Source organism: Kosmotoga arenicorallina S304, from assembly GCF_001636545.1.
In the GTDB taxonomy this organism is placed as follows: domain Bacteria; phylum Thermotogota; class Thermotogae; order Petrotogales; family Kosmotogaceae; genus Kosmotoga_B; species Kosmotoga_B arenicorallina.
The window spans coordinates 1-20,573 of the sequence record NZ_JFHK01000023.1 but is presented as its reverse complement, the minus strand read 5'-3'; the positions used below and the strand labels follow the sequence as shown (position 1 = coordinate 20,573).

General features: G+C 41.9%; 17 protein-coding genes. 8 read left to right on the top strand and 9 right to left on the bottom strand.

The annotated features are described in order from the left end of the window. Positions 1–189 precede the first annotated feature (189 nt). Both AT15_RS09045 and AT15_RS09040 read left to right on the top strand, forming a co-directional pair. Entirely contained in the window at positions 190–1,704 is a 1,515-nt protein-coding gene (locus AT15_RS09045; RefSeq protein WP_068348725.1) for a COG1470 family protein, read from the top strand. A 47-nt stretch (positions 1,705–1,751) separates the two neighbouring features. After that, a complete protein-coding gene (locus AT15_RS09040; protein ID WP_068348722.1) occupies positions 1,752–2,933 on the top strand; it encodes an AfsR/SARP family transcriptional regulator in 1,182 nt (393 codons plus the stop codon). A gap of 24 nt (positions 2,934–2,957) precedes the next feature. Here AT15_RS09040 and AT15_RS09035 read toward each other — a convergent pair whose 3' ends face one another. The 4 genes from AT15_RS09035 to AT15_RS09020 all read right to left on the bottom strand — a co-directional run bounded on the left by AT15_RS09035 (position 2,958) and on the right by AT15_RS09020 (position 8,254). Beyond that, a complete protein-coding gene (locus tag AT15_RS09035; RefSeq protein ID WP_068348719.1) occupies positions 2,958–4,223 on the bottom strand; it encodes a hypothetical protein in 1,266 nt (421 codons plus the stop codon). 5 nt (positions 4,224–4,228) lie between these two features. Continuing rightward, on the bottom strand, positions 4,229–5,401 hold the full coding sequence (locus tag AT15_RS09030) for a hypothetical protein (RefSeq protein WP_068348717.1): 1,173 nt from the start codon (positions 5,399–5,401) through the stop codon (positions 4,229–4,231). A 160-nt stretch (positions 5,402–5,561) separates the two neighbouring features. Next, entirely contained in the window at positions 5,562–6,161 is a 600-nt protein-coding gene (locus AT15_RS09025) for a hypothetical protein (protein WP_068348714.1), read from the bottom strand. 701 nt (positions 6,162–6,862) lie between these two features. Beyond that, complete coding sequence (locus AT15_RS09020; RefSeq protein ID WP_068348711.1) at positions 6,863–8,254, bottom strand: MFS transporter; 1,392 nt, start codon at positions 8,252–8,254, stop codon at positions 6,863–6,865. A gap of 162 nt (positions 8,255–8,416) precedes the next feature. Between AT15_RS09020 and AT15_RS09015 the strand changes: the two genes are divergently transcribed. Then, positions 8,417–9,778 (top strand): MATE family efflux transporter, encoded by a 1,362-nt coding sequence (locus AT15_RS09015; RefSeq protein ID WP_068348708.1) that lies wholly within the window; start codon positions 8,417–8,419, stop codon positions 9,776–9,778. Positions 9,779–9,780: 2 nt separating this feature from the next. Then, complete coding sequence (locus tag AT15_RS09010) at positions 9,781–10,218, top strand: MarR family winged helix-turn-helix transcriptional regulator (RefSeq protein ID WP_068348705.1); 438 nt, start codon at positions 9,781–9,783, stop codon at positions 10,216–10,218. On the opposite strand, the gene AT15_RS09005 is transcribed toward AT15_RS09010, so the two are convergent. Then, positions 10,197–11,744 carry a GGDEF domain-containing protein gene (locus tag AT15_RS09005; RefSeq protein ID WP_068348702.1) on the bottom strand — a complete coding sequence of 516 codons (1,548 nt, stop codon included), beginning with the start codon at positions 11,742–11,744 and terminating at the stop codon, positions 10,197–10,199. The genes AT15_RS09010 and AT15_RS09005 overlap by 22 nt on opposite strands. A gap of 85 nt (positions 11,745–11,829) precedes the next feature. Here AT15_RS09005 and AT15_RS09000 point away from each other — a divergent pair, with 85 nt between their 5' ends. Together AT15_RS09000 and AT15_RS08995 are read left to right on the top strand one after the other, a co-directional pair. Further along, complete coding sequence (locus tag AT15_RS09000) at positions 11,830–12,945, top strand: Ldh family oxidoreductase (RefSeq protein WP_068348699.1); 1,116 nt, start codon at positions 11,830–11,832, stop codon at positions 12,943–12,945. Between the two features lie 293 nt (positions 12,946–13,238). Next, the gene (locus AT15_RS08995) at positions 13,239–14,510 is read left to right on the top strand and encodes an IS110 family RNA-guided transposase (protein ID WP_068348695.1); all 1,272 of its coding nucleotides are present in this window, start codon (positions 13,239–13,241) and stop codon (positions 14,508–14,510) included. A gap of 331 nt (positions 14,511–14,841) precedes the next feature. Here AT15_RS08995 and AT15_RS08990 read toward each other — a convergent pair whose 3' ends face one another. The 4 genes from AT15_RS08990 to AT15_RS08975 form a co-directional block, all read right to left on the bottom strand. Continuing rightward, positions 14,842–15,573 carry a Nif3-like dinuclear metal center hexameric protein gene (locus AT15_RS08990; RefSeq protein ID WP_068348692.1) on the bottom strand — a complete coding sequence of 244 codons (732 nt, stop codon included), beginning with the start codon at positions 15,571–15,573 and terminating at the stop codon, positions 14,842–14,844. A gap of 4 nt (positions 15,574–15,577) precedes the next feature. After that, complete coding sequence (locus tag AT15_RS08985) at positions 15,578–16,231, bottom strand: CoA transferase subunit B (protein WP_068348689.1); 654 nt, start codon at positions 16,229–16,231, stop codon at positions 15,578–15,580. Beyond that, the gene (gene atoD / locus AT15_RS08980; RefSeq protein WP_068348687.1) at positions 16,231–16,884 is read right to left on the bottom strand and encodes an acetate CoA-transferase subunit alpha; all 654 of its coding nucleotides are present in this window, start codon (positions 16,882–16,884) and stop codon (positions 16,231–16,233) included. The genes AT15_RS08985 and atoD overlap by 1 nt, the downstream gene beginning before the upstream one ends. A gap of 112 nt (positions 16,885–16,996) precedes the next feature. Further along, positions 16,997–17,983, bottom strand: coding sequence for a metallophosphoesterase family protein (locus AT15_RS08975; RefSeq protein WP_161484671.1), 987 nt, complete (start codon positions 17,981–17,983; stop codon positions 16,997–16,999). 142 nt (positions 17,984–18,125) lie between these two features. Between AT15_RS08975 and AT15_RS08970 the strand changes: the two genes are divergently transcribed. After that, positions 18,126–19,430 (top strand): uracil-xanthine permease family protein, encoded by a 1,305-nt coding sequence (locus AT15_RS08970; protein WP_084251685.1) that lies wholly within the window; start codon positions 18,126–18,128, stop codon positions 19,428–19,430. A 19-nt stretch (positions 19,431–19,449) separates the two neighbouring features. Beyond that, positions 19,450–20,202, top strand: a complete 753-nt coding sequence (locus tag AT15_RS08965) for a SagB/ThcOx family dehydrogenase (RefSeq protein WP_068348680.1) — start codon at positions 19,450–19,452, stop codon at positions 20,200–20,202. Positions 20,203–20,573: the final 371 nt, after the last annotated feature.

The following is a 20,573-nucleotide window of genomic DNA, read 5'->3' as shown; positions in this document are numbered from 1 at the left end:
GATTTTCGAGACACCCTATAAAACTAAAAAATATATAAAAAAAACACAGAATTAAGCACAGTTAGCAATGGAAGACAGCTGCAGCAAATATGTGCATTTTTTAGAGACTCTAAAAAAGAAAAAGATATTATCACAAAGAATAATATAATTTTGGTATAGGGTCTTTTTAGAAAAGGGGGTCAGTATCAAATGACACGTTTCATTTTTATAATTTCCTTAGTTCTATGCGCATCTGTTGCATTTTCGCTAGAGGTGCAACCCCTGGCTTTTGAAAAAGAGGTCAGTCCCGGTGAAAAGATCTTGATACCTCTTAAAATTTCTTCGGAGGTCGATCAAAAAGTCAGCCTAACGCTTCTAAAATACACACAGCGTGAGGATGGAAAACACGAGTTTGTCGAATATGAAGACAGCAGAGATTCTGTGTTGAATTGGTTTGCCTTTCCAGAGGAAGTGTTTTTAAGGGCATATTATTCCGCTAACATATCCGTCGAAGTAAAAGTCCCCTATACTGCGAGAGGCACATATGTTTCCGTTATAATGGTTGAACCTGAAGAAGAAGGAGCAGTTACAGGAATAACTATAAAGGTGCGTTTTGCCGTTCTGATAGTGCTCAGGGTATCCGCCCCCGGGTTAAGGCAAACCTATGAAATAGAGGATTTCGACATAATCCCCGACGAAAACAAAGAGCCTGTGCTCACAGTAAAATTCCACAACAACTCTCCACTGGACTATTTTGCCAGCCTGGACGCTGCGATAAGAGGTCCTGATGGCCGTACGGTAGAAAAAGTGCACCTTGAAACGGGTCAATCATCCAGTAGAGGGATTACTCAAACATGGCTTGTACCAGATGCAAGAGTGGTGTTTAGTGAAAAGATTTCAAAAATCCTCTCCACGGGCAAGTATAAAGTACATTTATACGTTAATTACGGCGACCGGCAGAGAATCGTCACCAAATCCTTCCAGATTGATCGCGAACAATTCAGCCTTCCTGAACCAAAAGAACTGTATCTACTCTTTGAAAGACCTGACATCAGCCTTCACCTGAAGCCAAGAAGCGTTAAAACAGAACTTGTAAGCGTTACAAACAAAGGCAAAGAACCTGTAGATGTAAGTGTTGCCCTCTCGGAGATAAGAATCAATTACGAAAATTCACTCCTGTCCTGGACAACTTTAAGGGGAAAAGAAGAGTTTTCGCTTTCTCCTGGAAAATCATCAAAAACAGTGCTGACTTTCAAGGTCCCGGCTGATGCCCAAGAAGGGGCTTACTATGGAAAGCTTGTCTATACTGCCTCAAAAGACGCAACACCGATTATATCGAGAGATTTCCTTTTGAGTTTGATAATAGGGGAACCCACTATTTCAGCAACTCTCTTGAGCATAGATATCGAAAGAGGAGAAGATCAGGAAATCTTGTTTAGCGCTTTACTGGAGAATAATGGCGAAGTGCATCTTGCAAACATAAAGGGCACTTACGAAATATTCAACCCGGGAGAAATCGTTCCTGTATTTTCAGGAGAACTTGAACCCTCACGGGAAGGCTGGATACTTCCAGAAGAAAAGGTAATCATGGCAGCAATTCTGGAAGGAACTTTAGAGGAGGGAAATTACATTCTCGTTTTGAAGGTTTATGATGGCGAAAATTTCGTTATGCAGGCAAATACAGGGTTTGAGATAAAGAACAACACAGGTGACGAAAGCCAATAATGAATGGTAATTTAATTTAATTGTTTTATTCTTTTGGGGGGATAAGTATGCAAAGGGTGCTGGATATAACTACTTTTGGAACATACAGAGTGATGCATAAAACTCTGGATGTTTTAAGGCAATATTGCAAATCGGAAAAAGGAGCAGAGCTTTTTAGATATTTGCTGGCAAATTACGAAAAAAAGGTGAGCAAAGAGGAGATCATTTCTCTCTTTTGGCCGGGTATGGATGAAAAGCGCGCGAGACAAAACCTCAGTTCCACGCTGTACTTCGTAAGGAATGCCTTTGATAAGGCAATTGAGCCAGGAACCGGCAAAAAAATCTGCCGTTCTTCCAGCCAGATGTGCTGGCTGGAACTGGACGAAAGCATTTATTTTGATGCGAAGCAACTAAAAGAAGAACTTGAACTGGCAAATAAGGCTGAAACAACTGAAGAAAAGATACTGCATCTTGAAAATGCCCTTCTGCTTTACAGAGGCGATTTCATGAAAGAAGACGAGTACAATGACTGGGTAATACCCATCAGGGCAGAGTATCGGGAAATAGTAATGAATGCCTTTGTGGAGCTGCTGGATATTCTTTACCAAAAAGGTGATTACAATGAATGTATGTTTTACACACTGAGGTTGATGGAAATAGCCCCTTACAACGAGATGGCGGTAAAGTACAAGCTTAGGCTCTTGAAACGCCAGGGGAGGATTTCTGAAGCTCGCGAAACTTACCTGAGATATGTGGAGCATTTGAAGAACCATTACAATGAGAAGTTCGCAAAAGATTTCGAGGATATACTCTCCTCTCTGGAAAGCATCGAGACCCATTACGGAAAAGAGCAAAATATGGTGAACCAAAAAGGCGGGGCCGCTTTGATCGATGTGAATACTTTCAAGGAATTTGCGAAATTCGAGTCTTTGAAACGCACTTCCAGCGCATGTATTCTCTTTTTGCAACCTGAAGGCTTTGATAGGCTTAACGAAAGGGCTAGAAAGGAATTAATTCTTCTTATCACTTCAGCGCTCCGCCAGGGTGATGCAGTGGCTGCTGATAAGCAAAATATCTACATCCTTCTCACAGAGGGGAAGAAATCCCTTGCAAATATGGTAGAAAACAGACTCAGAAACAAGGAGAAGTTCAACACCCTCCTCAAAACATTCAATGTCAGCAAAGTCCAATCAAAGTCTTTCGAGCTAAATACATTCAACGATTATCTGGTATTTGAATCAAGCCTTTAAGGCTTTAGCGCATGTGCTTCATTCTCAAAAATTCAGCTCAAAGGAAAAACCTATACTGAATTCAAAATTGCCTGTTGAATACCCGATTTTCGCTGATATTTTGCTTGGAGCAGGTTGCCCTTCTATCTTTGATGAAATCATAAATCCAGTTTTTCCAACAAATCCAGCTTCAAAAGACCAGTAATTTGCTAATTCAATAACGCTTTCACCTGTTTCAAAGGGATAAACCGTTAAAGGGTACCACGCTGCCCTGAGTTTAAGCACTTCAGTAGGGTGCGTGCTGTCTTCAAATCCGAGAGACAATTTCAATTTTCTTTCAGACGTTTCGTTAAACAGGTAAGCCCCATATAGCTTAAGCAGTAAACCGTCTTCGCCTGTAATACCAACGATTAATGTGGCAGAGGACATGGAGGAATTCTGCGTATCGAAGTTTAATCCGGCTCCCAGAAGCAGGTCCTTGGTTACGAGAATAGCCCCATTTCCTGAAAAATCATTTAAGCCAGATTGATTAAATCCAAAGAGAAATCCGACGAAACTATTTTGATAAGGTCTGTCATTTTCCGTCGTGTTGAAGAGCTTGTCAAGGCCAGACATATCGGACCAGACAAAGAGTTCTTCTCTGGAAGTTTCTGTGAATCCAAAAGCCTTAGCTCTAAGGAAAAGAGCGGTGTATCGGTATTGTGATTTCTCAGCTTCGCCGGAGGTATTACTGGAACTTTGACCTTCACTAAATCTGACAAGAGCCACAGGCACCCATTCATTTTCTTTGTGCTTGATAGTGGTTGCAAGATTAACAGCATAACGGCCTGCAATATAGACGCTTATTTTTGAGAAGAACTGGTTGTCTGAGCTTTCTCTTTCGGGCAGAACTGAAAGCAATATCACTTCATTGGTATAGGCATTTTCAGGGATGTAAAATTTGTCTTTTTGAACGCTTATGGAACCGGGGTTACCCATAGTCGTAACGATTTCGGGGGCAACCTCTATATGATAATACTCTTCAGATACGCTATGAGTTAGTTCTGCAAACACGCTCCTGAGAGCCAGGATTAATTTTCCGCTGGAATCTGTTACGGGAATCAAGGATAAAAAATTGGTTCCCGAACTTCCAGTTATAATGGCCAATTTATCGAGATCGATCTTGTTTTGCAATTCGTTTGAGACATCTACAATCCCGAACTCATAAAGAATCATCCCCGGTATGTTCAATGCTTCGTCCATGGGCAAAGCGAAATTCAAAACAGAAATTGCAATGAAAACAAACAAAGCAAAATATATTTTCTTCAACATGTTTATCACATCCCCTGGATGTAAGGTGTGACAAATATCATGAGTTCTCTCTCAGAGCTGCTGTCGTTTTTCCCGCTGAAAAGGAACCTTAAAAGAGGGATTTTGTTCAACAAAGGAATACCTGAAAGGGTATCTACTTCTTTTTTCAATGTCAAACCCGCAATAACTACCGTTTCACCGGAGGAAACCCTGATTGTAGTGCTCGCTACACTCCTGTAAACAGTTATGCTTTCAGAAGTATTTTCTGTGAAATGGCTCACATCAGGATTCAGATACATTTCAATAAAATCAGGGAAAATTTTTGCCCTTACATTTATGGATACGCCAACATTTATATTGTTGGAAGTTCCCGTTTCGCCTGTAATTATAGTCTTGGTTTCGCCTACAAATATGTTCGCCGTCTCGCCGTCAAGAAGCATGATATTTGGATCACTATGCATCTTTGCAAGGTTATTCGCTTCAAGCACCTTCATGTTGAGCATCAGCCAATCATATATGGAAGCGCTTATCTTAAAGGGATCCTTTCCCCATTCAAGTTTCATGCCATTCCAGTCGATTCCGGAAATATCCTGAGGAAGCTCGAGCGAGAAATTGAGAGGAGAACGCTCCTTTATGAGCTCTTTGGCAATCTCCACAACCACAACTGACACTTTAACCTGCTTTTTTGGCGTGTCTATATCACGCAAGATTTTCTTGAAGTCATTTATTATTTCCTGGGGTGCTGTAATGGTTACCCGGTTGCTCGCTGCATCAATATTAAGGAACTTTGTATAGTATCCTGGAATGAGATTTAATAGCTCATCGGTCTTTATATTGTTCAATTTCACCACTTCCGTTTCAGATATCCTTCTGAATCCGGTTGCTCTTGGGTCTGCGAGGCACACAAAGTAATAGCCGTCGAGTTTTTTATAATATATGTCCCTGGGCTTTAAAATAACATCAAGGGCATATTCAATAGGGACATCTTCCAGATCAACGGTAACCGCACCACCAACGGAATCATCGGCCACAATGTTAATGCCAGTTTGCAAGGTTATCTCGCTCAACACCATAATAAGGTCATCTTCCTGGAATACCAGAGTCACTGTGGGCTGTTCCTCCCCGGTATCAGCAGCAAGGGTTGCGCTAACTATGCAAGCGGCAAAAAAAACAACGAGCAAGATCTTTTTTATATTCATATACTTTCCCCCTCTCTTGTCTGTACTTCAATTATATGTTTTCAGGCTTTCCGATTCATCTGTTCAGCAGAGTTGGAATTTCTTTTTACGCCTTTTTTAGAATGTGCATATTAGCAAAAAAAACCCGGGCAAAAGCCCGGGTTTTACTTCAGGTAAAAAATCAAGGATCAAGTTCTCCAGTAATGGTGAATATTACAGTTGCTTTGTACTCCGCAGCTATGAAATTGAGACACCAGTCACGGCATACAACGTAATCATAACTAAATTGGAGCTTGAACCAGAAGGTGTCATAACAATTGTGCTCGTACCAGTAGGGCAAAGCTTCAGTCATTGGGGTGAAACCATCTACAACCCAGCCGTTTCCATCCCATATGTGGGCTGTCCTGCCAACAAGTAACAGGATAAAGTAAGGATCCAGCTCAGTAATAAGATTCCATTGATCATTTTTCCACATCCAGAAACTCACAAGTGCATCAATGGTAATCGGGCAGTTTTTCTTGATATCAATGTAGAAGCTCTGGCCGTTGAACTCTTCAGGTCTTTCAATACAGAGTTCACCGTAATCAAATGCAGGTGGTATCCTGATGGCTATTTGAGGTAAAATCGTGAAAAATAGATCCGTTTGCCCTGTTGCAGGACCTGGATTGAAGCTTACCCATGTACCCGGTTCTGTTGGAGTAGCTGAAGTAATGCCACAATCATAGCCAAAAATAAGAGCTGCTGCTAACACCAATGCAAGAATAAGGATAACCCTTTTCATAATACCTACCTCCCCTTTTATGGGCCTGAAAGCCCGGAATGAAAATAAATATATGTAAATCAATCTGACATTCTCATTCTACCTTTACATGCTTTTAGGACAAGCTTTTAGATATTGAATATTATTAAAAGCTTTATAAAACCAATATAAAAATAAGCCCTGAGGCCTGTCATATTCTTCTAATAGTGGGAGCTAAAGGCCAAAATGTGTTCAGCAGCTCTCAAGTTGAAGCAAAAAAAGCGGAAACATTTATTGATTTCTGAAAAGCAATACTTAAAAAAATACATTCGATTCCAAACTCGCCAGGTCAATAAAACAACAATAAGCTCAAGGACTTCTATCAAATCTCTCAAAAAAAATTCCCCGTTAGTTTCTTCTGGAATATATATTTGATTTATATCGGTTTTTTTTATTTTTATAATTCGCTTATATACAAAAGAAATCAATTCCGACAGGCACAGTCGTATATACAATCGTATGATTTACAATACAGAACTTCACTTCTTTATTAAGAGAAATTATGAATAGAAATCTGCACCAGATTGGAAACCAAAAAGTGAAATTTATTTGCTTTTTAATTGGCTTTTGTAATTTTATGATAATCGCTTTTGATGCGGTCGCACTAAATTGGACTTGTTTTGTCTAATATATCATACGACTGATATATTTAAGCATATATTTTCAGATATGCTGTCTAAAACTCATAGAATATACTTCTGGTTTTCCTTTTCAACTTTCATTGTCTTCTTGTTGGCTATTCTTTTTTTGAAAGACTCACGGGCTTTCGCTATGATGGGAGCATACTCATATGGCCTGGAAACAGCCCTTCTGCCAAGAATTGAAACTGTTGAAAAGAAATACCTGGGTATGGAAATTTCTTTTCTCGTTTTGACTTGCTTCAACAAAAGCCAGGAGATGCCTCTGAAAACACCCCCGGCAAGGAATAAAAATTGGATTCCATAAAAAGGCATCCCAAAGAGTTCAAATTTGAACAAATTTAGCCAGCTGGCAATAAAACCGCCTGCCAATGCACCAAGCAGAGCGCCTGATCCGCTGGAAAAGGAAAATACAGCAAAATAAGCTTCCACATTGGAAGCATCGGCTATTCCGAGCAAAAGGGTGAAAAGCGTTAGGTTTATACCGCTCCAGGCCATTCCGCCTACAATGGAGTCAACAGGCAGCAGGATTTTGAATGTATGCTCATTCATGAAAAGCCACATAGAGGGTAAGAGGGAAGCCGTGAAAACAGAAAATTCCGCAATGCTTTGATGCCCTATCCTATCTGCAAGCTTTCCCCAGAAAAAATAGAAAAGCATAGAGACACCGGTTGCGATAAACCCAAGAATGCTGAGATAAGAATAGCTCAGTCTTAAATTGACAATCTGATGATAGGAAAAAAAGGGGCTGGCAAGGGCGATGGTAAAGTTCCAGAAAAAAGCAAAGAAAAGAAATTTTTTGAATCTTTCATCTTTGAAGGCTTTAGAAAAAATATTTCCACTGATGAGGGTCTTTTTCGGCGGATCATCATACTTTCCAAGGAGAAAGCGTGAAATAACTGACGAGAACGCTCCTAATACAGCCACAATCAAGAACCCTTTTTGATCACCAAGAGAATCTATCAGGATGGAATAAAAATAAAGCAAAATCATAGATGATAAAGAAATGAGCAAATTTCTCAATCCAAAAAACCTGCCTGCCCTTTCTTCTGGAATTATGTCTTTCATGATGGAAATCCAGAAATTGCCCGTTAAGCTGTTGAAAGCTCCAAATATAAGCAATGACATGAGCAGTAGGTACTGGTTTCTCAAATTCAACAGCAAAAATAGCGGAATAACAATAAAAGAATATCTCGCTATGGACGCTGAAATGAGCATCGCGCGTTTTCTGTTACCACTGATTTTGAAAAGCCTTGGAGAAAAGATTTGAAGCATTTGCGAAATCATAGGAATAACACCAATTATAGCGAGGATTCTCTCAGTAGTGTTAAACTGGAAAGCAAGCCCTGTGATGATAAACCCCTGAGTGAGTATAAAGGCAGCATTATAAGCTATGCCTTCAACAAAAGATAGGTTTTGAGTTTTTCTGTAATTCATCGGTTCATCCCCTGTATATTTTCTTTGAAGCAATTTACTCACACTTCTGTTAATCTGATATGCCCGGTATATTGAAAATTGATAAAACCCAAAGAAAATAATAGTTGCAGTTACAACTATTATGTGGTAGCATAATGGGCAATAGAAATGGAGGTTGGAATAATGGACAGACAACGTATGCTCGCTGAAGAGAGAATCGGAAAACTGCTTGTTAAACTGTCAGTGCCTGCTATGATAGGCATGCTGGTACAGGCTTTATACAATTTCGTCGATACGATTTTTGTTGGAAGGGGTGTCGGGTCCCTTGGAATAGCGGGCATAACGATATCCTTTCCTGTCCAGATATTTGTTATGGCTTTTGCCCAGCTCATAGGTATTGGCGGCGCTTCCATAATTTCCCGAAGCTTAGGAGCAGGCGACAAACCAAAAGCCAACAGAACAGCCGGGAATATTTTTACGGTGGTTATTTTCTTTGGCCTTATTATGGCGTTAATGGGGCTAATTTTCCTGAAACCAATATTGACTTTGTTAGGAGCTAGTCCAACAATAATGCCGTATGCTGCCGACTATCTTGGCATTATCCTCTTTGGTACTTTCTTCTTTTCCTTCGCCATGGCAACAAACAGTGTTGTCAGAGCAGAAGGAAACGCCAGGGTTGCCATGTATACCATGCTCATATCCGCAATATTGAATATCATTCTGGATCCTATATTTATTTTCGGTCTGGATCTAGGTGTAAAGGGAGCGGCCCTTGCAACGGTCATATCACAGGCAACAACGGCCTTTTATTTGCTGTATTATTTTCTGAGCGGAAAAAGCCTTTTACACATAAAATCCCATGATCTCAAACCTGAAATACCTATAATAAAAGAATCCTTTGCAATAGGGTTTTCGGCTTTTGTGAGACAAGCAGCGGGCAGCGTGCTCGGAATAATTATGAATAACACCCTGGTTGCATACGGCGGAGATATAGCAGTGGCTGTGTTCGGGGTAATAAACAGGCTATTAATGGTGTTTCTGATGCCGATGTTCGGTATAAATCAGGGATTTATGCCTATATTGGGGTTCAATTACGGCGCTAAAAAACTCGACAGGGTTTTAAGAGTTATTAAATTGGCCACAATAGCCGAATCAATTATATCCATCCTTGCCTTCACCTTTTTGTTCAGCTTTCCCGGATTTTTAATAGGCATATTTTCAAAGGACAGCGAACTAATTCTCATAGGAAGCGATGCTATGCGAAAAGTAATTCTCATGCTCCCTCTGATTGGCTTTCAGGTCATAGGCGCTGGCATGTTCCAAGCCCTCGGGAAAGCCTTTCCAGCTCTTATATTATCTATGGCAAGGCAGATTTTGTTTCTCATTCCAATTGTTCTCGTTCTTCCTCATATTGCTGGCCTTGATGGCGTGTGGTTTTCTTTCCCCATTGCTGATGTCTCTGCTTTTTTAATTACCTTTGTGCTTTTTATAAAACAGATAAGGAATCTCAAATCGGAAATAGGAAAAGCAGCGTGGGAGGGATAAATATGAAGCATTCAAGATCTCTCGGAAGGGAAATTACGTTAATCACAAGAAGTTTAAAAACTTACTTGGACAGAGAACTTGAAGAGCTCTCGCTTGGAAGCGGGCATTTTTTTCTCCTTATGGCCCTTTATTGTAAAGAAGGAATGTCCCAAAAATCATTGAGTGATTACCTTAGTGTAGATAAAGGGACCACAACAAGATTAGTCAGGAAACTTGAAAAACTCAAATTGGTTGAAGTAAAAGAAGACCCGGAGGACAAAAGGGTAAACAGGGTTTTTCTGACTAAAAAGGGGCATGAATTAAAGGAAAGATTTAAAAAAATCAGTGATAAATTCTCTCGGGAAGCGTTAAAAGGATTTTCGAGCAATGAAAAAAAACAGCTGTTCAATTTGCTCGAAAAAGTCTGTGAAAATACCCTTCATTTTAAGGAAGAGCTTTGATTTTCTTTCTTCATTTTGTACATTCTTTCGTCTGCCAATCTGATGGCATCATAGAGGTCATTTTCAATTCGCGCGATACCATACGAGTATTTCAATCTAGAGATGTTTTCAAGTGCCGATGTTATTCGATTCACAATATCAAGGGCTTCAAATTCATCGCAGTTTTTCAAGATAAGCAGGAATTCATCACCACCATATCGCACTATTATGTCTTTTTTCCTTAAGTTCTCCCTCGCCTTTTCCACAAATGTAACAAGCGCTTTATCGCCAGCTTCATGCCCGTATTTGTCGTTTATCTCCTTGAAATTGTCAAGATCTATCATGACCACAACATCGTCGTTAAAATCGGGAATTTCTTGAAGGATACCCCGGTTGAAAACCCCCGTTAAGGGGTCTATAAGTGACTTCTTATGGATCAATTCCACCTTTTTATAAATGTCTCTGTAATTTTCTATCAGCGCTACGCCAAAACCAAGTGAGGCTATAAGAACACCATAACCAGAAATATATATGCCCTGAATCCCTGTTAATTCAGCGATTACAGAGTATAAAATTGCGGCTGAGAAAAAAGTTGCTGAAAAGATAAGATATTTCTTTCTATACTTAAAAACCATAATAGCCAAAGTTATAGCGCTAACCACAAAAAGAAGATCATAAACAATCTGCATTTTTTTTAAGGTTATCAAGTTTGGAATTAAAAAGAAAAAAACAACTCCAGAAAGGTTAGATGCAAAAATTAAAATCGAAAACTTTCTCTTTGCTCCAACGAATTTCGACACGCCCAGAACCAAAAAGGCTATTGCCACCAGTCCAGCTGCAAGGGTGGCTTTCTCAAACAACAGTAGCGAATCCATATTACCTGTGGTTTCCCTATAGACAAATTCCAGCAAGAAGACTGAAGACAATAACGATGCAGTTGCAATATAAACGAAGTGGACATGATCCCCAGGGACTGAAAGACCAAAAACCAGCAAAACAGCACCAAGGATAATTCCCCCGCCCATAGCAAGCAGATATATGTCGCTAATAAAGAAATTCAATATTCCATTGCGCCAACTCACTTTTGCATATTTCACAATCAAGGGAGCCCGCTGTATTCCTACATCATATGCGACCTTCATTTCCAGTGTTAAGGTATTTGTATCCTTTAGCAAACCTTCATCTAATCGAACAAGATGAGAGTAGTTCCATATATTTGCAGTCCCGGATTCAAAATCCCCGATTTCTTTTAGCAACGTTCCATTGAGATATATCCTCATCCCGTGGTTAGAAACACACGAAAGCATTATTGCGTCGCCCTTGTAACGCGGAAAGGTTTTTACGGCTGTGTATATTCCTTGATTATCGACAATTCTGTAAAAAGGAACTTCTACGTGTTCTTCATTTCCATCAGGGTGAATGAGTTTCCATTCACCAGAGAGCTCTATTCCCTCTGGCCTGCTCAAAGCTTCTAATAAAGTAACAAGCAAAAAGAAAAGCGCTATACCAAGCAGAAATCTTATAAAACTACTACTCAACCATCTCATGTACAAATCCTAACATGAAAGCTCATCTTTTATCAATCAATGCTATAAATAATGTTATATTCTTTTAAGAAAGGAGGAATATTCAATGATTTATGAAGATGTCTATTGGGTAGATTTTGATACTTTAGAACATTTCATGGCAGATGTTTTCGTGAAACTTGGGGTTCCCGAAGAAGACGCAAAAATCTGTGCCAACGTTCTCATCACCTCAGACAAAAGAGGGATTGACTCCCACGGTGTGGGAAGACTTAAACCCATCTATGTTGACAGAATCAGGGCTGGCATTCAAAGCCCTTTCACGAAATTTGAGATTGTAAGAGAGTCTCCTACAACCGCCGTTGTCGACGGCCATAACGGAATGGGCCATGTAGTTGGGTACAAAGCCATGAATTTAGCCATAGAAAAGGCTAAGAAATATGGAATGGGTATGGTTGCAGTCAGAAATTCCACACACTACGGAATAGCAGGATACTACGCTTTGATGGCCATTGATGCTGGAATGATAGGTATTACCGGGACAAATGCGAGACCTTCCATCGCCCCAACTTTTGGCATTGAACCTATGCTCGGCACAAATCCTCTCACCTTTGGAATGCCTACAGATGAAGAATTCCCTTTTGTATTAGATTGCGCTACAAGCGTCTCTCAACGCGGAAAGATAGAAGTTTACGCAAGGGCTGGTAAAGAAATACCAAAAGGCTGGGTCATAGGCCAGGATGGCAACACTCGAACAGATACGATTCAAATACTGGAAGATTTGAAAAAGGGCACTGCAGCACTTGTCCCCTTAGGTGGCATCGGCGAAGAAACTGCTGGATACAAAGGATATGGCTATGCAACTGTAGTTGAAATACTTTCAGCAGCCCTCCAGGGCGGAGCTTTTTTGAAAATGCTCTCCGGTTTTGATGAAAATGGAAACAGAATCCCCTACAATCTGGGGCATTTTTTCATTGCTATTGATATAGAAGCCTTCACCGATCTGGAGAGCTTCAAAAAGACAACCGGCGAAATCCTGAGAGCATTGAGGAACTCTAAGAAAGCCCCGGGAGCCGAAAGAATTTATACAGCCGGGGAAAAAGAATATCTCGCCTGGCTTGAAAGAAAAGACAAAGGAGCTCCATTGAACAATGCGTTGAGAAAACAGCTTACACAGCTAAGAGATGAGCTGGAACTTAGCCAATATGTATTCCCCTGGGAATGAGTTGGGGAACTATAAGTACCGTTGGAGGTTGTGGGTTATCGGTTGTAGGTTGTATGTTGTGGGTTGTTAGGAAAACCGAGTAACGTGGTTCGATGTAGGATAAAATAAAGGAGGCAATCAGGAGGAAGAGAGGAACAGAGAGTCGATTAGCCAAAGAGCTACAGTGTCTCAGGATCCCTCTTCCATCCTGGGAGTACTAGAGGGTCAATAGTAGGATATCCGGGGAAACCCAGGAACGCTACATCGGTTAACCAGTACTCGTTGACTGCACAATGTTTTCTGGAGGAATCGACATGGATGTTGTGGGAATTGATTGGGCATGGGACTTTCACATCTGTTATTCCATCGAGAAGGACAAGATTTGGAGAATCAAAGACAACAAAGAAGGTTACAGGGAATTACTCAATGAAGTATCCAAAGAAGCTGTTTTTGTCATTGAAGAGAGTTTCAACAGGATAAGCGATTTTCTTCTTTCCGAAGGGAGAGAAGTTTATCTCTTGCCACCGAAAAGGTCGAAAGAAGCCCGGGGCTATCATTCCAACGGGATAAAGACAGATTCACTCGATGCCAGGAGCATTGCACTGACATACAGTGAACATCCAGAATACTGTATAAGGGCGAGAAACAACGAAGAAGGCAGGTCATTCAGGGAACAGTTGAGAGCTTACAGGTATTACAAAGACGAAGCCTCCAGATTGAAGAACAAACTGCACAACGAATTACACGATCATTTCCCGGAGTTTGTCGAAGAGATGGGGAACTGGACAAAGAACAAGGGGAAAATTCTTCTGCTCAGCATCACGGATGAACTCAAGAACCTCTCCATTGAAGAGATACACAGCCACTTCAAAGAGAACCAGATAGCTTTCACGAACTCGTTGAGGGAGAAGGCAAAAGCACTCAAAAAGAGGGAATGGCATATTACAAAATACACCCTCATGATGGTGGCAAATGCTGCCAGACACCTTCTCGAAGTGGAAAAAGGAAAGCAGGAAATGAAAAAGGAAATGGAAAGGAATTTGAAAGAATCGAAATACAGGGTGATATTGAGCCTGCCGGGAGTGGGAGCAGTAACGGGTGTAGCACTGGTGGCGGCATTTCTCAACCACGAATTTAAGAATTACAGGAATTTCCAGAAATACTGCGGGACAGTGCCTGTAATAATCCAAAGCGGGAACTACCGCAAATGCGTGATGAGGAAACACTGTGACAGGAACCTGAAAGGGGTTCTGCATATGATGGCACTGAGTGCGGTGAACGAGGGATCGTGGATGAGGGGATATTATGCCAGGAAAATAAAGGAGGGCAAGTCCTTTGGACATGCCCTCAGAGCATTGGCGAATACCCTCGTCAAGATAGCCTTCGCCATGCTAAAAGGCTTGAAAGCCTACGATGAGGAACTCTTTTTGTCCTCGCGTGGGAACAAGAGCCCTCAGTCAAATTATACAACAAAAACAAGCACGCAGGGAACTGAAAGAAGGACAAATGAAAGGTTCTCCCTGCCTGATTCTGTTGCTCAAACAAACTGCCATTTGGGAACGGTTTCAGGCAGATTGTCTCCTTGACTTGACATAGTAGGTGAGTTGCGAATAACCGGGAAGAAGAGATGGCTTAAAGATGTACCGAATCATAAAATAGGAACCAACAACCTACAACAAACAACGAACCCGCAGCAGGCGTACAGCCATTCGGAGGAATGCAGAGCCGTGACAAAGTCTCACACAGCCTGAGCTTTAGCTCAGTATAGCTGTCTTCATTGCTTCTTTCGTAACTCGAATCTCTGCTCTCGGACTCTCGGTTCTCGATCGCCAGCGCTTTACCTACAACCTACAACCCACAACCTACAACGAACTGAATGACGTTCTCGGCTCTCGTTCTCGCCTTACGGCTCTTCTCTCACACTTCATTGTAGATATCAAAAAATCTCGTTTCGAGACCAAACTTTTCTTCCAGAAGCTTGCCGATTTCTTTCACTCCAAAAGTTTCCGTTGCATAATGCCCGGCATTAATGAAGTTTATTTGCATTTCTCTTGAAAGATCGCGTATATGCTCTTTTACCTCACCGGTAATAAAGGTATCCACCTTTCCTTCCAGCTTTATAATATCACTCGCTCCTCCTCCGGAGATCACGCATACTTTCTGTACCGTCGGACGATTCACGTAAGATAGTAAGTCCTTTCGGTTAAGAAGCTTGCTCAGCCTGTCAAGAAATGTGCTGGTTTCTATGGGGGTATTGTAACCGCCTATATATCCTACATCAAAAGGCTCTTCAATCTCCAACCCAAGGGCCTTCGCTATCAGAGCGTTGTTTCCGCATTCAGGGTGAGCATCTAAAGGCAGGTGATAGCCCATAAGGGTCAATCCATTTTCCAATACCTTTTCTACTCTTTTTTTTAGATATCCGCGCAGTTTGAAAAAATCCTTTCCGAAAATCCCGTGATGAACCAGCAGCATATCAGCACTCCAGCCAATTGCTTTTTCAATAAAGGCAAGATTGAACGATACACCCAGAGCAACTCTTTTTACATTTCTGCTTCCTTCAATTTGAATCCCGTTGAAGCAGAAGTCTTCAAAATTCCATGGCTTCAAAATACCGTTAAGATATTCCTCTATCTCAAAGGCATTCATAAAATCACCCCAATTTCATTTCAGGGACAGTATCGGGGATTATGAGTTTCGCTTCTGTTTGTTTCAGCACCTCTTCAACGCTCACTCCGGGGGCCACTTCTTTCAATACAAGCCCTTCTTCTGTTGGCTCTATCACCGCTAAATCTGTCACTATCAAATCCACCGGCCTTATCGATGTGAGAGGCAGGCTGCATTTCTTAACTATCTTTGGATTACCCTTTGCTGTGTGGGTCATAGACACTATCACTCTTTTCGCACCCGTTACCAGATCCATTGCCCCTCCCATTCCAGGGACTTTCTTCCCGGGTATCATCCAGTTCGCCAGTATCCCCTTTTCGTCTACCTGCAAACCTCCAAGCACCGTTACATCCAGATGCCCTCCCCTTATTATCCCGAAGGACATCGCGCTGTCAAAAGCCATCGCACCTGGAAGTGCCGTTACATACTGACCCCCGGCATTTGTTAGGTCAGGGTTTTCCATGCCCTCCTGTGGCACGGGACCCATTCCGATTATCCCGTTTTCCGACTGAAAATACACGTGTATCCCCGCGGGAATGTAATTGGCCACAAGCGTGGGTATCCCTATCCCCAGGTTGACAAGGTATCCATCTTTGAGTTCTTGGGCTACTCTTCTCGCTATGAGCTCTTTCGCGTCCATCATTTGCACCTCCCCACTACTACATAATCTACGAGAACCCCGGGTATGTGCACTGAATCTGGGGGAATGCTTCCAACAGGCACTATTTCCTCCACTTCAACTATGACTTTCTCCGCCGCCATGGCCATGAGCGGGTTGAAGTTCCTCGCGGTCAATGAAAACTGGAGGTTTCCATAGTAATCTGCTCGTTTTGCTTTCAACAATGCATAATCGGCCCTTAGTGGAAGCTCCAAAAGATATTCTTTGTCAGCTATGACTATTTTCTGCTTCCCATTTTCAACCACTGTGCCCACACCTGTGGGGGTGAGTATTCCACCCAGCCCAACGCCGCCTGCACGTACCCGTTCTGCCAGTGTTCCCTGAGGAACGAGTTCGACTTCAAGCTCTTTCTCTATCATCTGGCGCTGGGTTTCAGGGTTTGTACCAATGTGGGATGCTATCACTTTTTTGACGCGCCTTTCCACTATGAGCTTCCCGATTCCTTTGTCCGGGAAAGCGGTGTCATTGGCTATAACAGTAAACTCACCCTTGCCAGAAGCAATTAGCTCATCTATGAGCTTATCAGGCGTACCGCATCCAAGAAAGCCGCCTATCATTAAAATAGAACCTTCAAGAATCAATTCACCTGCATCTTTGAAAGATAATACCTTCACCTTTGCCCCTCCTTCTTTTGGATGGCTTCATATCGATTATACTTGCTGAAAGACTGCAAATGAAATTTGCACGTGAACATTCAAGAAGAATTGAGCGGGTTTATTAACGAAATTAGCGGGGAAATAAGTCGAAGCTGTCTATAACATTTTCATTTGTATCATAACAAATGCCTTTTAGGTAACCTGAATCGTATTCAAAGAGCACGAAATGATGCCCTTTAAAGCTTGCTGTTGGCCCTGAAAGGTCTTTGATACCATAAAGCGAAGCGCCCCCACCGCCTGTTACAATATAGGTTATGCCATTATGTTCTATTCGCTGGTAATTGTGGTCATGCCCGGTAAGCACGAGATCAACGCCATATTTTTCAAAAAGAGGGACAAGGATTGTTTTCACGAAAAAGGAATCTCCATGAGAGCCGTAGCTAAATGCAGGGTGATGAAAGACTGCGATGGTGAATTTGGCAGTTTCGCTTTTCAATAGTGATTTTAGCCATTTGTACTGTTTTGAATATCTGTCAAAACGCTCATTGGTATTCAGCATAAGGAAAAGCAAATCCCCTGCTCGATAGGAATAGTAGCTTTCATTTCCGGGAAGCGCAAAGAAGGCTTTATAGTTCCGGGCTTCTTTTTCATGATTGCCTATCACCGGTAAAAACAATGTGCTTCCAAAAGGCTCGGTTGCCTTGAAAAAATCTTCCCAGTCGTTCAATCGGTTATCCGAATAAACGATGTCACCGGTATGTATAACAAATAGAGGTTCTTTCTTTGCGATGGTTTTGACAACTTTTTCATGCACGGACAGATTGCTCCTTGAATCTCCATAAACAGCAAATTCAAACTCATCACCGGGATTTAAAGGTATGGAAAAACTTCCTTCAATCATTATTTCATCTGAAGAATTGCATCTGATGAGGTAATGATAATTTGAGTCGGGTTTTAATTCACCAATGTTGTGTACATGGAACTTTGAAGGATTTGATTCAGTTGCTTGCGTTGAAAAATCATCGTTATAGACTTCTAATTCACAACGGATGGATTCGCCAGTATACCAGCTGAATTGAACAGAATCAGATGCTGGCGAAGTAATAATGAGAGCCATCAAAACCCCGGAAGCCACCAGAAAAAACAAAAGAACCACTAATCTTTTCATATGAGCATTATATCACGGTATCGCACTTCAAGATAGTATTGTTGGTTCGTGTATAATCTCAATATATTAACCAGTAGAACGGAGGGTTTCCATGGAGAAGAAGAGCGATTATTTGCAGGTCGAAGCTCAATATGATAGAAGCAAAGACCTGAAACGCTGGCAGTTTATACTTTTGGGATTGCAACATGCATTCACAATGTTTGGTGCTACGGTTCTCGTTCCATACCTCACCGGAATTCCGGTAAATCTCGCTTTATTTACCGCCGGGGTGGGAACTCTTATATTCCATGCGGTAACGAAATGGAAGGTACCCGTTTTTCTCGGTTCAAGCTTCGCATATATTTCCCCTATGATTGCGGTAACCCTGTATTATTTGAACAATGCTGGTTATGAATACGACGACATTCAAAAAGCCCTCTCAGAGGGAATTGATCTTGCACCCATGCTTGGTTATGCTACCGGGGCCATAATAATAGCTGGGGTGGTGAAGATATTAATCGGCTACATAATAAAACTCATTGGCATCAGGCGCTTTGAGAAGTTATTCCCGCCTGTTGTTTCAGGAACAATGATTATGCTTATAGGGCTTATTCTCAGTCCTGTTGCGGTGGAAATGGCAAGCACCAATTGGACTGTCGCCTTGATCTCACTTGGTGTTGCTGTCTTTGCAAGGTTGTATCTGAAAGGCATTAACAGGCTTGTTCCAGTTATCTGGGGCATTGTTGCTGGATATATCACCGCTGCAATTCTCGGCGAAGTGAGTTTCACAAATCTCACAGGCGCAACATGGGTAAGTGCTCCTGAGTTCATCATGCCCAAGTTTTCACTTTTCGCCATATCGGTGATAGTACCTGTCGCTATTGCGCCATCCATAGAACACTTTGGAGATATATTTGCTGTTTCAGCCATTGCTGGCAAGAAATTTTATGAAGACCCAGGTATGCACCGCACTCTCATGGGCGATGGCATCGCCACTGCTACAGCGGGAATTTTAGGTGGCCCTGCCTGCACAACTTACAGCGAAAACACGGGAGTTCTTGCGATAACAAAGGTATTCAACCCCTGGGTAATGAGAATTGCCGCAATATTTGCGATTGTGCTTTCATTCATCCCCAAAGTTGGCGCTCTAGTTCAATCAATACCTCAATCAGTAATGGGTGGCATTGAATTTTTGCTTTTTGGTATGATAGCATCTATTGGAATAAAGACGCTTGTTCAAAACAAAGTAAAGCTTGATGGAAAAAACCTAATTGTTGCCGCTTTGATGCTGGTCTCAGGGCTTGGTGGCGTTAGACTGGAAATTGGCAATTTCGTTCTTCAGGGTCTGGGACTGGCTGCTGTTGTTGGGTTTTCTGCAAATCTCATTTTCTCTCTAACAAAGGCAAGTGATGATTGATTAGATGGGGGGAATAAACATGAACGAATGCAAGAAAAGACGGGAGTTTTTGAAGTCTACACTATGGGAAAAAAGACAGAATATGATGACCGATCAGAAAAAGGGCCTGCCGCAACCTCCTTTTGAAAAGCCTTTTGATGAAAAAGGGAAGGTTATTCCCTTGATTCCTTTTGAGGATATCCAGTTAGGCAACATGACATTAAGAGAGGTAGTTCACAGGCGAAGAAGCAGAAGAAGGTTTACAGAAGAACCTCTAAACCTGGAAGAACTGTCTTTCTTGCTCTGGAGCACCCAGGGAATCAGGGAGGTTTATCAGGGAAAGGTAACATTTAGGACCGTTCCCTCTGCTGGTTCAAGGCATCCCTTTGAAACTTATCTGGCTGTTCATAACGTGGAAGGTCTGGAACCTGCACTTTACAGATATCTTCCCCTTGAGCATTCTCTGCTTTTTGTCAAGAAAATCGAAAATATGAAAGACAAGATTGTAGAAGCCGCGTTGAATCAGCATTTTGTCGGCTATTGTGCAGTTACCTTTATCTGGACTGCAATTCCTTATCGCACTGAATGGAGATATTCCCTCACTTCTCACAAAGTTATTGCGATTGATATAGGCCATGTGTGTCAAAATCTATACTTATCTGCCGAATCAATTGGAGCTGGGACCTGTGCCATAGCAGCTTATAGTCAGGACAAAATGGACAAATTTCTTGGTGTCGATGGTGAGGAAGAGTTCACTATCTACGTTGCCCCTGTGGGAAAAATAGCCGGGTAGCTACTCGCAACCCGGCTTTTATTTCGGACTCTCGGCCTCTTTACTCTCAGTTCTTGGCTTGCAAAGCCACGTACAACCGACAACCTATAACCAACAACGGATCGAGCATAGTTTTTTCTCGCCTTCTCGACTCTCTAATCCCGTTCTTCTCCGCCGCAGGCGCACAGCCATTTCGGAGGAATGCAGAGCCGTGATGAAGTCACGCACAGCCTGGGCGAAGCCCAGCATAGCTGTTTTCATTGCTTCTCTCGTTACTCACCTACTATGTCAAGTCAAGGAGACAATCTGCCTGAATCCGTTCCCAAATGGCAGTTTGTTTGAGCAACAGAATCAAGCAGGGAGAACCTTTCATCTGTCCTTCTTTCAGTTCC

Bases quoted from the DNA above. Each gene is read 5' to 3' on its own strand.
- AT15_RS09045 (WP_068348725.1), top strand. From the start codon at position 190: ATGACACGTTTCATTTTTATAATTTCCTTAGTTCTATGCGCATCTGTT.
- AT15_RS09040 (WP_068348722.1), top strand. From the start codon at position 1,752: ATGCAAAGGGTGCTGGATATAACTACTTTTGGAACATACAGAGTGATG.
- AT15_RS09035 (WP_068348719.1), bottom strand. From the start codon at position 4,223: ATGTTGAAGAAAATATATTTTGCTTTGTTTGTTTTCATTGCAATTTCT.
- AT15_RS09030 (WP_068348717.1), bottom strand. From the start codon at position 5,401: ATGAATATAAAAAAGATCTTGCTCGTTGTTTTTTTTGCCGCTTGCATA.
- AT15_RS09025 (WP_068348714.1), bottom strand. From the start codon at position 6,161: ATGAAAAGGGTTATCCTTATTCTTGCATTGGTGTTAGCAGCAGCTCTT.
- AT15_RS09020 (WP_068348711.1), bottom strand. From the start codon at position 8,254: ATGAATTACAGAAAAACTCAAAACCTATCTTTTGTTGAAGGCATAGCT.
- AT15_RS09015 (WP_068348708.1), top strand. From the start codon at position 8,417: ATGGACAGACAACGTATGCTCGCTGAAGAGAGAATCGGAAAACTGCTT.
- AT15_RS09010 (WP_068348705.1), top strand. From the start codon at position 9,781: ATGAAGCATTCAAGATCTCTCGGAAGGGAAATTACGTTAATCACAAGA.
- AT15_RS09005 (WP_068348702.1), bottom strand. From the start codon at position 11,744: ATGAGATGGTTGAGTAGTAGTTTTATAAGATTTCTGCTTGGTATAGCG.
- AT15_RS09000 (WP_068348699.1), top strand. From the start codon at position 11,830: ATGATTTATGAAGATGTCTATTGGGTAGATTTTGATACTTTAGAACAT.
- AT15_RS08995 (WP_068348695.1), top strand. From the start codon at position 13,239: ATGGATGTTGTGGGAATTGATTGGGCATGGGACTTTCACATCTGTTAT.
- AT15_RS08990 (WP_068348692.1), bottom strand. From the start codon at position 15,573: ATGAATGCCTTTGAGATAGAGGAATATCTTAACGGTATTTTGAAGCCA.
- AT15_RS08985 (WP_068348689.1), bottom strand. From the start codon at position 16,231: ATGGACGCGAAAGAGCTCATAGCGAGAAGAGTAGCCCAAGAACTCAAA.
- AT15_RS08975 (WP_161484671.1), bottom strand. From the start codon at position 17,983: ATGGCTCTCATTATTACTTCGCCAGCATCTGATTCTGTTCAATTCAGC.
- AT15_RS08970 (WP_084251685.1), top strand. From the start codon at position 18,126: ATGGAGAAGAAGAGCGATTATTTGCAGGTCGAAGCTCAATATGATAGA.
- AT15_RS08965 (WP_068348680.1), top strand. From the start codon at position 19,450: ATGAACGAATGCAAGAAAAGACGGGAGTTTTTGAAGTCTACACTATGG.